Annotated in this window: 12 protein-coding genes and 1 riboswitch; of the genes, 2 read left to right on the plus strand and 10 right to left on the minus strand. The window is 66.1% G+C overall.

All coding sequences use genetic code 11. The features are described from left to right. Positions 1–9 precede the first annotated feature (9 nt). From ACS0OT_RS16415 to ACS0OT_RS16430, 4 genes are all read right to left on the minus strand, one after another. Positions 10–945, minus strand: coding sequence for a FecR family protein (locus tag ACS0OT_RS16415; RefSeq protein ID WP_164093376.1), 936 nt, complete (start codon positions 943–945; stop codon positions 10–12). A gap of 103 nt (positions 946–1,048) precedes the next feature. Then, entirely contained in the window at positions 1,049–1,549 is a 501-nt protein-coding gene (locus ACS0OT_RS16420) for an RNA polymerase sigma factor (RefSeq protein ID WP_065178353.1), read from the minus strand. 84 nt (positions 1,550–1,633) lie between these two features. After that, the gene (locus tag ACS0OT_RS16425) at positions 1,634–2,089 is read right to left on the minus strand and encodes a hypothetical protein (RefSeq protein ID WP_081275746.1); all 456 of its coding nucleotides are present in this window, start codon (positions 2,087–2,089) and stop codon (positions 1,634–1,636) included. A gap of 35 nt (positions 2,090–2,124) precedes the next feature. Beyond that, a complete protein-coding gene (locus tag ACS0OT_RS16430) occupies positions 2,125–2,616 on the minus strand; it encodes a hypothetical protein (protein WP_005419076.1) in 492 nt (163 codons plus the stop codon). Between the two features lie 184 nt (positions 2,617–2,800). On the opposite strand from ACS0OT_RS16430, the gene ppa reads away from it, so the two are divergent. Further along, positions 2,801–3,337 carry an inorganic diphosphatase gene (gene ppa, locus ACS0OT_RS16435; protein ID WP_005410935.1) on the plus strand — a complete coding sequence of 179 codons (537 nt, stop codon included), beginning with the start codon at positions 2,801–2,803 and terminating at the stop codon, positions 3,335–3,337. Between the two features lie 152 nt (positions 3,338–3,489). Beyond that, positions 3,490–4,611 carry an HDOD domain-containing protein gene (locus ACS0OT_RS16440; RefSeq protein WP_065178351.1) on the plus strand — a complete coding sequence of 374 codons (1,122 nt, stop codon included), beginning with the start codon at positions 3,490–3,492 and terminating at the stop codon, positions 4,609–4,611. 68 nt (positions 4,612–4,679) lie between these two features. Here ACS0OT_RS16440 and ACS0OT_RS16445 read toward each other — a convergent pair whose 3' ends face one another. The 6 genes from ACS0OT_RS16445 to thiC form a co-directional block, all read right to left on the minus strand. Continuing rightward, entirely contained in the window at positions 4,680–4,889 is a 210-nt protein-coding gene (locus ACS0OT_RS16445) for a hypothetical protein (RefSeq protein ID WP_032954496.1), read from the minus strand. 166 nt (positions 4,890–5,055) lie between these two features. Beyond that, positions 5,056–7,926: a TonB-dependent receptor plug domain-containing protein gene (locus tag ACS0OT_RS16450; protein ID WP_032954497.1), complete on the minus strand. Its 2,871-nt coding sequence runs from the start codon at positions 7,924–7,926 to the stop codon at positions 5,056–5,058. A 49-nt stretch (positions 7,927–7,975) separates the two neighbouring features. Then, on the minus strand, positions 7,976–8,875 hold the full coding sequence (locus ACS0OT_RS16455) for a helix-turn-helix transcriptional regulator (protein WP_053497516.1): 900 nt from the start codon (positions 8,873–8,875) through the stop codon (positions 7,976–7,978). Positions 8,876–8,990: 115 nt separating this feature from the next. Further along, positions 8,991–11,309, minus strand: coding sequence for a winged helix-turn-helix domain-containing protein (locus ACS0OT_RS16460; RefSeq protein WP_065178349.1), 2,319 nt, complete (start codon positions 11,307–11,309; stop codon positions 8,991–8,993). Positions 11,310–11,568: 259 nt separating this feature from the next. After that, complete coding sequence (locus ACS0OT_RS16465) at positions 11,569–12,240, minus strand: ion channel (RefSeq protein ID WP_050562719.1); 672 nt, start codon at positions 12,238–12,240, stop codon at positions 11,569–11,571. A gap of 136 nt (positions 12,241–12,376) precedes the next feature. Then, a complete protein-coding gene (thiC, locus tag ACS0OT_RS16470) occupies positions 12,377–14,221 on the minus strand; it encodes a phosphomethylpyrimidine synthase ThiC (protein WP_139727624.1) in 1,845 nt (614 codons plus the stop codon). 82 nt (positions 14,222–14,303) lie between these two features. Then, positions 14,304–14,404, minus strand: a riboswitch (TPP riboswitch). Positions 14,405–14,602: the final 198 nt, after the last annotated feature.

The following is a 14,602-nucleotide window of genomic DNA, read 5'->3' on the forward strand; positions in this document are numbered from 1 at the left end:
GGCGTGGATCTACTGCACGATGGCGACGCCGAATGGAAGACGAGTAACCTGAAGACCTGCCGTTGCCGCCAGCGCATCCAGCGCCTGTTCCGGGCGGTCGATGCGCAACGCAGCACTCACTGCAGGCAGACGTGACAGATCACCGCGCACGAAGGTCGGCCCCGCGCGATAGCGCCCCACCCACTGCACCGCATCGGCGACGCTGGCCTGCTCCAGCAGCAGCTCGCCCTGGCGCCAGGCGCCGACGCTGTCGGCGGTCACGTCAGCCCGTCGCATGACCCCGCCACGTTCAGTGTAGACGGCGCGCTGCCCCTGCTGCAGGTAGGTCCAGCCACCGTCGGCCGGGCTGGCCACGCGCACCCTGCCCTGCCCAACCTGGGTTTCCACCCCCTCGTCTCCACGCGCCACGGTGAACGCGGTCGAGATGTCCTCGACCAGGCCATTGCCGGCGCGCACGCTGAAACGCCGCTGTGCATCCGGGCTTACCTCGAACCAGGCGCGCCCGCGCAGCAGCTCGACCTCGCGGGCGTCCGCATCGAAGCGCACGGCAATCGCACTGTCCGCATCCAGCACCGCCCGACTGCCATCGGGCAGCCGCACGTGCTGCACCTGATGCGTGCTGCGATGATCGGACTGCAGGCGCAGCCACGCCTCCGGCCATGCCACCAGCATCGCCAGCATTGCCGCCACAGCCATCGCCCAGCGCAGTCGATGCGGCCCACGCCATCGGCTGGCCCCGGCGGCCTGTGGGCGCGGCCCGACACTGCGCCACAACGCGCGCTCGTGTTCGAAGGCCCTGCGGTGCCCCGGCTGTTGCAGCCAGTGCTCGAACGCCTGCATGCGTGCATCGCTGATGTCACCCGAGGCCAGCCACGCGATCCAGTCCCGGGCTTGTTCGGCCAGGGCATCGTCATTGGCGGCGGGCTGCATGTTCGGCGGGCTCATCGGCTGGCGGACAGGCGCATTCAAGCGCAGGCGGGGAACTAGACCGCATCCACGGTCCAGTGATCAAGACGTCTGCGCGAAGGCCAGCCCCAAGCCGGCGCGCTCATCGACCGCTGCGCGCCCAGGCCAGGCGCTGCAGCGCGGAGCGCACATGATTCTCGACGGTGGTCACCGACACCCCCAAGCGGCGTGCGATCTCGGCCTGGGTGAGGCCCTGCAGGCGGTTGAGCCGGAAGATGGTGCGGGTCGGCTCCGGCAGGTGACCCGCCGCATCGAGCACCCGCTGCAGCTCATCCTGTGCCATGGCCTGCTCCTCGGTGGAGATCACCTCGTCGGCCCCCCACAGGTAGTGGTCGACCAGCAGCCGGTTGCGGCGGCTCGATTCGCGGCCGTGGTCAGTGGCAAGGTTGGCGGCCAGCCGATACAGATAGGCCCGCGGGTTGCCGATCGCCTGGCTGTCACCGACCCCACGGGCCTTGAACCAGACCGCCTGGATCACGTCCTCGGCGCCGTTGTCGCCCCCGAGGATGCGCTGCACCCGGCGCAGCAGCGCGGGCCGCTCGCGGATCAGCAGCTCAGTGAGGGAGGCAGCATTGGAGGACATGCGCGGAGCCGGGACGACAGACGGGAGGCACCGCGCATGCTACTCCGGTAATGCGAATAAGTCACATTCGTATCGTTGCCGGGACTACAGGCAATCAACCAGTGCGTCGTACGTATTGGCAGTCGTGCCGGGCAGCGGCGCGTGCAACGCATCGAACCCGTCCCCCGTTTCCCACACCTGCAACAGGGTTTCCAGGCGTGTTCCGGTTGCCAGCGGCAGCACGCAGGCATAGCGTCCGCGGTTGACCGTGATCAGGCCGCTGGACTTTACCCTGGTGTTGCTACCGGCGAAGGTCCATACACACTGGACAACCACCCCCGTGGCCTGGTCCACGGAACAGCGCAGGCGCATGGCCCACAGATTGATGTACTCGCCCTCGCAGAAGGTATCGCCACATACCTCATCGAAGCCACGCACCAGTTGCCGCTCGGCAGCAAGGAAACGCTCGTGGCCGCCCCCCGGGCCGGCGTAATCCCGCGCATCGACGAACGCAGGCGCAGCCTGCGCGACACCGGCGCACGGCAGGCTGACAGACAGCACGCCACACAACAGCCAGCATCTACGGAAGCTCCCCATCAGCCCACCCTCCCCTGCGTGCGCAGGCATTCAGGCAACCCATCGAAGATGCCGTGGTCAAGCCCAGGCAAAGGCGCGGTCAGGCCGCCCGGCGCTTCCAGGGAGGCGTAGAACGCGTCGACGGGCACCCCGGGCTGCATTTCGACCGGACAGACCCAGCTCCCGTTGTCGATCCGCACGTGTCCCGTGTCGGGCTCAACCTCCAGCTCGCTGGCGGCCACCACCCAGACACAGCGCTGCACGGTGCCGCGGTGGGCGAGCACGGCGCAGCGGAACTCCATCACCCGGTAGTTGCTGTAATCACCTTCACACAAGGTGTCGGCACACCATGCGGCGAATTCGCCGGCGACCGCGTCCTCCAGCGCAAAGGCACGGTCCCATCCGGCCTCGTCGGAGGGATAGTCAATCAGGTTGACATGCAACCCGCGCGCGAGCGCGGGCAGCGGCGCCAGCAGCAGCAAGGCACAACAGCCCAAGCGGTTCCAGTTCATGGCAAGTCTCCTTGGCAAGGACGTCCAGCCTGCCGCGGGGACCGGGTCGAACCCATCGGGAAACCCCGCTCTGGCTCCTCCGCCATGGCCGAGCACCCAGGTCGGCCCTGCCCTACCCTGCACAGCGCCCGGCAAAGGCATAAAATGGTGAGCTATCCGTCTATATCCCCACCTGGAGCACACCATGGGCCTGGAACTCGTCTCGCCCGGCAAGAACCCGCCGGAAGAAATCAACGTCATCATCGAGATCCCGAAGGACTCGGAGCCGGTGAAGTACGAAGTGGACAAGGAAACCGGCGCGATCTTCGTCGACCGCATCCTGTCCACCCCGATGCGCTATCCGTGCAACTACGGCTACGTGCCGAGCACCTTGTGTGGCGACGGCGATCCGGCCGACGTGCTGGTGGTGCTGCCGCTGCCGCTGGTGCCGGGCTCGGTCGTGCGCTGCCGTCCGGTCGGTGTGCTGAAGATGAGCGATGAGGCAGGCAGCGACGAGAAGATCCTGGCCGTGCCGGTCTCGAAGATCTTCAGCGGCTACGCCCACGTCGAAGACATCGCCCAGGTCTCGAGCCACTGGCTGGAGCGCATTGGCCACTTCTTCGAGCATTACAAGGATCTGGAGAAGGGCAAGTGGGTCAAGCTGGACGGTTGGGGTGGCGCCGCTGAGGCCAAGCAGATCCTGATCGAGGCGCACCAGCGCCATCTCGACAGCAAGGCCTGAGCCTGAACCGCATCGCTCCGGCGATACCCTGTCGGAGCGATGCGGGTCACGTTTCATGACGACGGCACATCACTCTTGCTGCCGTATTAGGTAAATTGCGTCACTTCACACGTCATCGACATCCATCGTCGAGACAGCCAGGGGAACGTGTCGTGCGTATTCTGCTTGTTGGGGATGCAGCCAGCCTGCCGGCTGAGCTGACCGAATTCATTGCCGATCTTGGGGAAGACTGGCAGCCGCTGACCGCCGCCGATGGCCAGACCGCGATGACCGCGGTGGCCACGCAGGGCGTGGACGCGGTGATCGTCTGCCCGCAGTTGCCCGATCTCAATGCCACCACGCTGCTGGGCCAGATCCGGACACTGCGCCCGGAAACCATCCGCATCGCGCTGGTCGATGCACACCATGGCAACCGCCCGCCGCCGGCGCGCCTGATCGGTGTCGCCCACCGCTTCCTGCCGCTGCCGCTGGCGCCGGAAGTGCTGCTGGAGGCATTGACCAGCCTGGAAGAACTGCGCGAAGTGCTGGACAGCCCGCGCCTGCGCGATGCCATCGGCCGTATCGAGAAACTGCCATCGCCACCGCACCTGTACCTGAGCCTGACCCAGGCCCTGGAACATGACGACGATACCGACAGTGCCGATGTGGCCAAGCTGGTCGCCGCCGATCCGGCCATCGCGGCCAAGGTGCTGCAGCTGTCGAACTCGGCGTTCTTCAGCCAGGGCCGCACCATTGCCGACCTGCGCACCGCAGTCACCCGGCTGGGCCTGGCCACGCTGCGTGACCTGGTGCTGGCCAGCGAAGTGTTCTCCGCGCCGACGCTGTCGGCTGCCGAGCGCAACTCACTGCAGCAGCGCGCCCTGCTCGCCTCCCGGCTGGCCGCGCGCCTGCTGCCCGAGTCCAGCGCCGAACTGGGGGCGACCGCCGCACTGCTGGCCGACATCGGCCTGCTGCTGCCCGGCGTGCGCAACGAGCGCAGCGAGCCCGCGCTGGCCGGCGATACCCGCCCAGGCCATGCCGAGGCCGGCGCCTACCTGCTGGGCCTGTGGGGCCTGCCGATGCCGATCATCGAAGCGGTGGCCTTCCACCTGCAGCCGCAGCGCGCCAACACCCGCAGCTTCTGGGTGACCGGCGCGGTGCACGTGGCCCTGGCGCTGGTCAATGGCGATCCGGTGGACGAGGACTACCTGCAGCGTGCAGGCGTGCTGAACAAACTGCCGCAATGGCGCGAGCACGCCAATGCACTGATGGGACTGACACCCACTGACGCCTGAGCGGCACGCGGGCGCCTGCCTCCGCCTCGCATGAGGGCGCGTCCAACGGACGCGCCCTTTTTCCTGTCTCAGCGCTGCGGACAGGCGTCCAGCACGCACAGACGCCATTGGCGCTCGCACAGGGCCGGGGCGTTGCCCTTGGCCAGGCACTCCAGCCGGAATTGCTCGCAGTACACACCGCCGCCGCAGACGATGATGTTCTGTGCGGACAGCGAGCCCACCAGCGTTGCATAGATCAGGACTGCGGCCGATACCTGGCGGAAAAGCGTGCGCTTCATATCCATCTCCCAGTGTCCGGTATTGGACGCGCCTACTGTGCTGAATGTGACAAGAGCAGACAGTGACTGCACTCACCTTCTCGACATGATCAGAATTTCCTTACAGAAATGAAAAGGGCGGACCTTGCGGTCCGCCCTCCTCGTTCTGCTATCGCACTTCGATGGATCAGAAGCGCTGGGTGTACTTCATGTACAGGAAGCGACCCACGTCGAAGCCGCCGTAGTAGGCGAAGCTCGAGTTCGGCTGGGTGAACATGATCGGACCCTTATGGTCGAACACGTTGTTGGCGCCCAGCGCGATGGTGGCATCCCACGGTGCCTTCCAGCTGACCTGCAGGTCGTGGAAGGTGTTGGAGCCGGTCTTGCGCAGCGGCGACTTCTCACCGTTCTGGTAGCGGTCGGCGTCGTCGCACGGACGGTTGGCCACGCAGGCTTCGTTCATGCCCGAGTAGTAACGCGCGGTGTACGCCACGCCGAAGTCACCCTTCGACCAAGTCAGGCCCAGGTTCGAACGCACGCGGAACAGGCCCGGCTCACCCACACGGCCGATGGTGATGTTGTCACCGTCAGCGTTCTGGCCCTGCTCGTCGTACTTGGCCAGGTAGCTCGTCTGCCAGTCGATCGCGAACTGGCCGATGGCCAGCTCCGGCAGGCGGTACTTGATGCCCAGGTCGTAGCCCTGGGTTTCCATCTGGCCGAGGTTGGCCAGGCCGTAGGTCATGCCGTTGATGTGGCCATCGCCTGCACGGGTGTGTGCGGCGCAACGCGAAGCATCGCCCAACACGTAGCAGTCACGCAGGATGCGGTCGACGCTGTCAGCGATGATCATGTCGCTGATTTCGTACTTGTACCAGTCCAGCGAGATGTCCAGGCCCTGCACCCAGCGCGGGCTCCAGACCAGGCCGATGGTGGTGCTCTTGGAGGTTTCCGGGGTCAGGTTCGGGTTGGCACCCGAGATGAACTGGTCCGGCGTCGCACACGGGGTCGAGGTGCACGGAATCAGGCCCTGGCCCAGCTGGGTGTAACCAACCGGGACGCCCGCCGCCGAGCAGGCCGCGTTGCCGTTGACCGAACCCGGCGCGGTGATGCCGCACGGATCGGTGTACGACTCGAAGCTGCTGCTCAGGCCACCGTACAGGTTGTCGATCGTCGGAGCACGGAAGCCCTCAGCCCAGGTACCGCGAACCAGCAGCTCGTCCAGCGGACGCCAGGTGAAGCCGAACTTGGAATTCAGGGTGTCGCCGAAGTTGCTGTAATCCGAGTAACGGGTCGCAGCATTCAGGGTCAGTTCCTTGGCAAACGGCATGTCCGCCAGGACCGGCACGTTCAGTTCCAGGTAGACCTCGTCCAGCGAGTACTCACCCTGAGTGGTCTGCGCGCCCAGGCCGGTGGACTGGCCCGACTGCGCGAAGGCGTCCGGCGAGAAGCGGCCTTCTTCCTTGCGGTGCTCGACGCCCACGGCGAAGCCCAGGTCACCGGCCGGCAGGGTCACGATCGAACCCGACAGGTTGGCGGTGAAGCTGGTGGTCTTGGTCAGACCGGTATCGGTGAAGTACGGGAACAAGAAGTCCTGGGTGGCCTGGTCGGCCAGCGAACCGGCACCGGCAACGCCGAACGGCAGCAGCGGGTTCCACGGACGGCAGCCGCTGGTGGCGAGCGGATCGGACATGCTGGTGCCGCAGCGGGCGACGCCATCAGCACCGATGAACGAAGCGCCCAGCGCCTGTTCCGATGCGATCAGGCTCATGTCGCCGTGACCACGCTTGGTGGTTTCGTTGCGGTTCCACAGCGCGCCGACGTCCCAGTCGAAGGTCTTGCCGGCGAAGTCGAAGAAGCCGCTGATGCTCGGGGCGAAGCGCAGGGTCTTGACCTGGCTTTCGGTGGTGCGCGGCACTTCCCACAGACGGCGTCGGAAGGTCAGGTCTTCACCGGTCGGGTTGAACGCGCTGTCGGCCGACAGCGGGGTGCCGAAGGACGCCGACTGGTACGGATAGCCCGCGATCTGCTGGGTGGTGTTGCGCTCGTTGTAGAGCACGTCAGCGTTGAACGAGATCGCGTCGGTGAAGTCGTAGTTGCCGTTGACGTACAGCGACTTACGCTCGATACCGGTCTGCACCATCATCTGCTCGTTGGCATTGACGGCGTCAGCAGAGGTTTCCAGACGGTAGTCGGCGCGGTTGGCCGGGTTGCCGCCGTCACGCAGGGTGTACCAGCGCTGGTCGCTCGGGCCGACATAGCCCGGCTCGCCCTGCTTCAAGTTCGGGGTGACGCACGGGTCGCAGAAGCCACCCTTCTGGTTGATCGGGCTGGCGCCCGAACGCGGGTAGTTCGGGCCGGCGTTGCCGTCACGGCTGAACCAACGATCCTTCGCCCACACCGGATCCTGCTTGGAATACTCGGCGGACATGGTGACACCGCCGCGCTCGCCCATGCTGCCGAGGGTGAAAGAATAGGTTTCGGTGTCGCCGTCGCCCTTGCCGTACTGACCGACATAGACGCTGGCTTCAGCGCCGTCGAAGCGCTTGCGGGTGATCACGTTGACCACGGCCGCGATGGCGTCCGAACCGTAGATGGCCGAGGCGCCATCCTTCAGGATCTCAATGCGCTCGATGGCCGCCATCGGGATCTGGCTCAGATCCTGGTAACCGGCGGTGGTTGCGCCCAGGCGCTTGCCGTTCATCAGCACCAGGGTGCGCTGGGCGCCCAGGTTGCGGATGTCGACGTAGTAGCCGCCCACGTTCTCGCCCGAAGCCAGCGACTCCGAACGCGAAATGGCCGGGGAACCGGCCGAGGTCAGGTTCTGCAGGACGTCAGCAACCGAGGTGTAGCCCTGCTTTTCCAGGTTCTCACGGCTGAGGGTGACGATCGGCTGCTGGGTTTCAACGGCAGCGCCGCGGATGCGCGAGCCGGTGACCGAAATGCGGTCCAGGTCGGTGGTGCCCTTTGCTTCCTGCGCCGAAGCAAAGGCCGGCGCCAGCGCCAGCGCAATGCCGGCCGGCAGCAAGCCGAACCGCACTGCGGGATTACGAACGTTCATCTATCTCTCCAAGGTACGTGTTAGCAGCGTGTTAAAACACCCCAGCACGTTACGATTGCGTTGCAGCGCTGTATTTGCGCGAACCAACCGGAGACTTTGCGGATTGTGGCGGGAGCAAGCCGCCGTTCTCCCTGAAGCGCGATGCGGACTGGCCGTAGCGGGCGCGGAACGCACGCGCGAAGCTGCAGCAGTTGTCGAAACCGCTGGCGGCAGCGACCTCGCCCACCATCATGTCGGTGTCGCGCAGCAGATCAGCGGCGCGTTCGAGGCGCAGTCGTGCCGAAAGCGACTGCGGGCTTTCCTCGTACAGGCTCTGGAAGGTCTTGGACAGGTACCAGCTGGAGAAGTTGGTCAGCTCGGCCAGTTCGCCGATTCGCACCACCCGGTGGCTGTTGCCTTCCAGATAGAGGCGCGCGCGCTGCATGCGGCCGAACACCTGGCGCTTGCGGCTGCGCGAGCGGCCCGGGCAGCGCTGCACGTTGTCGGCCAGGCCGCGCTGCAGGCCCGCGAGGTGCAGCAGCAGCGGGCGCAGGGCCTGTGCCGGCTGGCCGCTGGCCAGCGCGTCGCGCCACAGGCGCAGCGCCACGCGCGCATCAGTGCGGTTCATCCGGCCACGACCTGCATACAGGCCGCAGTCGGCCATCTCGGTCAGCACGCGAAGCGCTTCGATGTTCAGGTTCAGGCCAACGCACAACCCGTTGCGACCGGCCTGCACCAGCGGCCGCGATTCCTTCTCGAACGCGATCCACTCGCCCTGGCGCAGGCGGAAGCGCCCTTCCTTGGCCTCGACCCACGAGCTGCCACGCACCTGCATCCAGACAGTGAAGCTGGAGCCGGCGGTCTGCAGGCTGCCCAGCCGGGCCACGCCCAGGCAGGTCGGTGCGACGTCGTCGAGCGACCGGTCCAGGGAAACAGTTTGGCCGCGATCGGCCAGCGAGAGTTGACGCATGGGGGCACCACGGATTTGCCTAGTACAGGACTCCGTTTTGCCAAATCAGGCGGCACTGCGTCAGGAAGGTCCGACGAGATCGCCACGAATTCGCGACGAGATCCCGACGAAGAAATTACGAAGGCCCATTTCCCTTGAACAACAACAACTTGGAGAATGCGGGGAACAGTGCAGGCGGGCGTTCGGGCAACCGCATCACGCCGATGTCAGCGCCATCGCTGACCGCCATCGCCACGAACAGGTCCTTTCCGTCGGCGCTGGCACTGAGCCCGTTGCCGGCGCTGAGCCGTTCTGCGTCCAGGCAACGTTCCGGCTCCTCGCGGCCGGGCTGGATGCGCACGAAGGTGGTGCCACACGTGGTCGAGGTACCGAGGTAGCCGATGCCGCTGTTGCCGGTCACGGTCCAGGCCCGGTATCGCCAGCGGCTGGGCCGGTCATCGCTGATCTGCTGCACGCTGGCCGGGGACAACGCGGCATCCGCCGACCACAGGCCACCGGCGGCCAAGCGGGTGAACAACACGCGGCCACTGCTCCGGTCAAAGCGCGCCTGCGACACCCCATCGATGCTGGCCAATCGGCGCCAGGGCTGGACGCTGCGATCGAACAGGCTCAACCGCGTGCGCTGGTCGGCATCGCGCTCGACCACAAACAGCTGCTGCGGCGAGGCGCCATACAGTGCCTGCAACGGCTGTTCGGCCGGAACCGGCAAGGGTTGCAGGCGTTCATCGCGTGGCGCGATTTCATAGAGCACCGTGCGCCCATGCGCATCGCGGCCAACCACCAGCAACTGCCGGCTGTCGGCCGACCAGTCAGGCGCCTGCCGCGCTTCCGGCCGCAGCCCTTCGATGGGACGCAGCGAATCCGGTCGCTGCATGTCCGCCCACCACAGGGCGAAGCTGCCGGAACGATCGGAGGTGAAGACCAGCTGGCGGCCATCAGGCGCTGCCATCGGCTGCCCATCGCGGCCACTGGAGGCGAACAGTCGCTCGGGCGAGCCGCTGCCCTGCATCGGCACCTTGAACACGCCGAACTGCGCGCGCCGGTGGACGAACGCCAGCATGCCACCGCGTCGCGACACCGCTGGCCACTGCGCATCATCCAGGCCGGCATCGCGCAACGTGTGCCGCTCGACGTCCAGGTAATAGAGCCGCGCCTCGCTATCGACACGGCGACCGAAGACGATGGTTCGGCCATCGTCCAGCCAGGCCCAGCCGCGCAGCTCTGCCGCTTCATCGGTCAACTGCTCGGGCGTACCGCCTGCGGCTGGCACCCGCCACAGATCACCCAGCTGCGGGTTGCGCACGAACACCAGCCATTGCCCATCAGGCGAATAACGCGGTGCGTAGTCGAAGTCATCCTGGTCGACGCTGTAGGCCAGCGCGCGCCACTGGCCACTGGCCAGGTCCAGCACGCGGATGCCACGGTGCGCGTAGCGACCGACCATGCTGCCGAACACCAGGCCACGCCCATCTGGCGTCCAGTCGAAACTGAGCAGCTCCGTGCCATCGCAGCGTGTGGCCTGGCGCAGTGCGCCACCGGTGGCGCTGGCGATCAGTACCTGGCAGCCGCCGTCGGCGGAGAACCGCGCGAAGGCGATTTCGCGACCATCCGGCGACCAGTTCGGGAAGCGATCGACGGCACCGGCCGGTGGCGCCAGCAACTGGCGCGCCGGTGCGTTGCCGGAGGTCTGCAGCTTGATCGCGCCACCGCCGTTGCCATCCTCGTTGGCGCCCTCATAGGCCACCAGCGAACCGTCCGGTGACAGCGTGGGATAGGTTTCGAAGCCGCTGGTTGCGGTGATCAACCGATACGGTCGCTGCGGGCTGCCGATCACCCGCGTACCGTTCTCCACGGCAGCCTCCACCGGCGAGCTGCCGGCCGGTGCACGACGCAGCAGCAGCGTGGTCAACACCAGCAGCGTGGCCAGCATCAACACGCCCAGCACCAGCAGCACGCGCCGACGGATATGGCGCCAGCGGCGGCGCGCTGCCTGTGGATGCGCAGGCAACGCAGCAGTGGTCACCGGCTGCGCGGCCATGCCTTCGTCGTCGGGGACGCCTGCGGCCACGGGCTCGGCATCGTCCAGCACCTGCACCGGGACCAGAAGCCGATAGCCTGTCTTGGCGATGGTTTCGATGTAGGCCTGGCCGTTGTCGTCGTCGTTGCTGAACGCCTTGCGCAGCTGGGTGACGGCCTGGGTCAGCACATCGTTGGTCGGCAGCGTGTCCGGCCATACCTCGGCGAACAACTCGTCGCGGGTGACAACGCGGCCCGGCTGCCGCAGCAGCACGCGCAGCACGCCCAGCGCCTTCGGCGTCAGCCGGCGCGGGCGACGCGCGCCGACGACCTCGACTTCGCGCGAGGACAGAGTGACGGTGCACTCTCCTATCCGGATCCGATCGGATACCGGGAACTGGATTTCGCTGCTGTTCATTTTCTGCTACACAGTAGAGACAGGTCCCGGGCAGTGTTTGCCTTCGATACCGCCCCGTCCTGGGAACAGCGAAAAGCCAGACTCCGCACAAAGCATCGGCGCATACCGCAAAAACAATCGAGCGCGCGAATACTAGCCTATGCAAGTTACCTCGCCTATCGCGTGGTCGACATCAGGCTCTCTCTCGCCGACGCATTCACATAATTTGCGACATCATTCGCGCCCTATCGGGCGCGAAATTTTTATCTGGCGTTCATTTTCACATGCGCCGCAACATGGTCAATCCGACCAGCCGCGAAACCACCAAAGCCACGTACATCACGCCGGAAAACTGCTCCAGCATGACCAGTGCGCGTGCCTGTGGATGCAACGGCACGACGTCACTCAAGCCGACGCCAGACAGCAAGCTGAAGCTGAGATAAAGCAGCTCCATCCAACTGCGCTGCGAGCCTCCGCCGGTGCCCTGGAAGCTGCCCGGGTACCACTGCTGGCATACCGCGAATGCGAACGCAAATGCCCATGCAAGCAAGGTGAATGTCGCGCCTGCGGCGAACAGTTCGTCGCGGGTGACCTTGTGGTCCTGGAGCATGTAGGCAATCAGGGCGCCGGCCGTATAGAAGTACAGCAGGCTCTCCAGCAACTGTGCGGTGGTCAGCAGTGCGCTGCGGTCGAGCAATGCACCGGCCAGCGAGAACACCACCGACGGGATGGCCAGCAGCAGTGCCAGCCAGGTGCCCAGTGGGCTGCGCTGGACCACCCACAGCGCCAGGCCCAGTACCGCCATGCCGAACATGCCCAGCGCCGCGCGGCCGGCAGCGGTGTCATCCAGCGCGGGGTACAGCAGCACCGCGATCAACTGGGCACCCAGCAGCCAGGCCGAAGGATGACGGCGGGCAATGGCCAGCCAACGGGTGGTCATGGCAACGGGCATGGTGTCCTTCCCCCAGGGTGATGCGCGGAGCATAGCGGGGAGCGGCGTGATGAGCGGTGGTGCCGGCCGCTGGCCAGCACTCCTCCCGGCCCCTGCACAACCGGCCGCCGGCCAGCGGCCGGCACCCGGCTGCTCGTCATCCCTGGTGGTAGACCTCTGCGCCAGCCGCGCGGAACTCCTCCGACTTCTCCTTCATGCCGGCTTCGGCGTAGTCACGCACATCCTGGGTGATCTTCATCGAACAGAAGTGCGGGCCGCACATCGAGCAGAAGTGGGCCAGCTTGTGCGCATCTTTCGGCAGCGTCTCGTCATGGAACTCCTTGGCCTTCTCCGGATCCAGGCCAAGGTGGAACTGGTCTTCCCAGCGGAACTCGAAGCGCGCCTTGCTCAATGCGTTGTCGCGAACCTGCGCCCCCGGATGGCCCTTGGCCAGGTCGGCTGCATGCGCGGCAATGCGATAGGCCATGATGCCGTCGCGCACGTCCTGGCGATTGGGCAGGCCGAGATGCTCCTTCGGCGTCACGTAACAGAGCATGGCCGTGCCGAACCATCCGATCATCGCCGCGCCGATCGCGCTGGTGATGTGGTCGTAGCCCGGTGCGATATCGGTGGTCAACGGCCCCAGCGTATAGAACGGCGCCTCGCCGCACTCACGCAGTTGCTTGTCCATGTTCTCCTTGATCAGCTGCATCGGCACGTGGCCGGGGCCCTCGATCATGGTCTGCACATCATGCTTCCAGGCAGTCTTCGTCAGCTCGCCCAGCGTTTCCAGCTCACCGAACTGCGCGGCGTCATTGGCATCGGCGATGCAGCCCGGGCGCAGGCCGTCACCCAGCGAGAAGGTCACGTCATAGGCCTTCATGATTTCGCAGATCTCTTCGAAATGCGTGTACAGGAAATTCTCCTTGTGGTGCGCCAGGCACCACTTGGCCATGATCGAGCCCCCGCGGCTGACGATGCCGGTCACCCGCTTGGCGGTGAGTGGCACGTAGCGCAGCAGCACGCCGGCGTGGATGGTGAAGTAGTCCACGCCCTGCTCGGCCTGCTCGATCAGTGTGTCGCGGAAGATCTCCCAGGTCAGTGCTTCGGCGCGGCCGTCGACCTTCTCCAGCGCCTGGTAGATCGGCACCGTACCGATCGCCACCGGCGAGTTGCGGATGATCCACTCGCGGGTTTCATGGATGTGCTTGCCGGTGGACAGGTCCATCACGGTGTCACCGCCCCAGCGGATCGCCCACACCAGTTTCTCTACCTCCTCGGCGATTCCCGAGGAAACGGCGCTGTTGCCGATGTTGGCATTGATCTTGGTCAGGAAGTTGCGGCCGATGATCATCGGCTCGCTTTCCGGATGGTTGATGTTGTTGGGCAGCACCGCGCGGCCGCGCGCGATTTCATCCCGCACGAACTCCGGGGTGATGATCTTCTGGATCGAAGCGCCGAACGCCTCGCCCGGATGCTGCTGCAGCAGGCCCGCATCGCGGATCGCTTCCAGCCGCTGGTTCTCGCGGATGGCAACGAATTCCATTTCCGGGGTGATGATGCCGCGGCGCGCGTAGTGCATCTGGGTGACGTTCGCGCCTGCCCGTGCACGACGCGGCAGGCTGCGCGCGGGGAAGCGCACGGCATCAAGCTTCGGGTCGTGCTCGCGATCACGCCCGAACGACGAACTCAGGCCTTCGAGCTGCTCGGTATCGCCACGTTCCTCCACCCAGCCGCGACGCAGTGCCGGCAGGCCGGCGGACAGATCGATACGCACGCCCGGATCGGTGTAAGGGCCCGACGTGTCGTAGACCGTGACCGGTGCATTCTCTTCGCCGCCGAACAGCGTCGGGGTGCGGGTCAACGCGATCTCCCGCATCGGCACCTGCAGATCCGGGCGCGAACCGGGCACGTGGATCTTGCGCGAGCCGGGAATGGGCCGGGTCACGGATTCGGAGAGTTGCTGGGCCTGTTGCTGCAGGGCGGAGAGCTGTGCGTTCATCGGGCATCGTCCAGGAAGGTCAGGGACGAAGCGGCGGCGCACGGCACCCGCGCACGGACGGTCCTTGGGCGGAGTCCGGGCACGGCTGCATTGCAAAGCTTCCCTACGCCGGTATGAGCCGGATCAGGTTCCAAGGGACTGTCTCAACCGTGGCCACATGGCCCGGTACCCCCGCTTCTTGGTGTGCATTAGAGCATAGACCGCCCGCCTCCGGATCTGACCCCAATCGCTATTCGTTAACAGAACCATGACGTCGCGTTCAGTAACGTGCACGTCCGTCGCGCTCCCGCGACCGATGCTTCCTTCGCCGCCGACGCGGCCCCTGCCCGGTTCGCGCCGCATGCCGCCGGCCCTTCGCTGCAAGCTCTGCTCGCTCCCCTC

The sequence above is a fragment of the Stenotrophomonas maltophilia group sp. RY12688 genome, assembly GCF_052149045.1.
Taxonomy (GTDB): Bacteria; Pseudomonadota; Gammaproteobacteria; order Xanthomonadales; family Xanthomonadaceae; genus Stenotrophomonas; species Stenotrophomonas sepilia.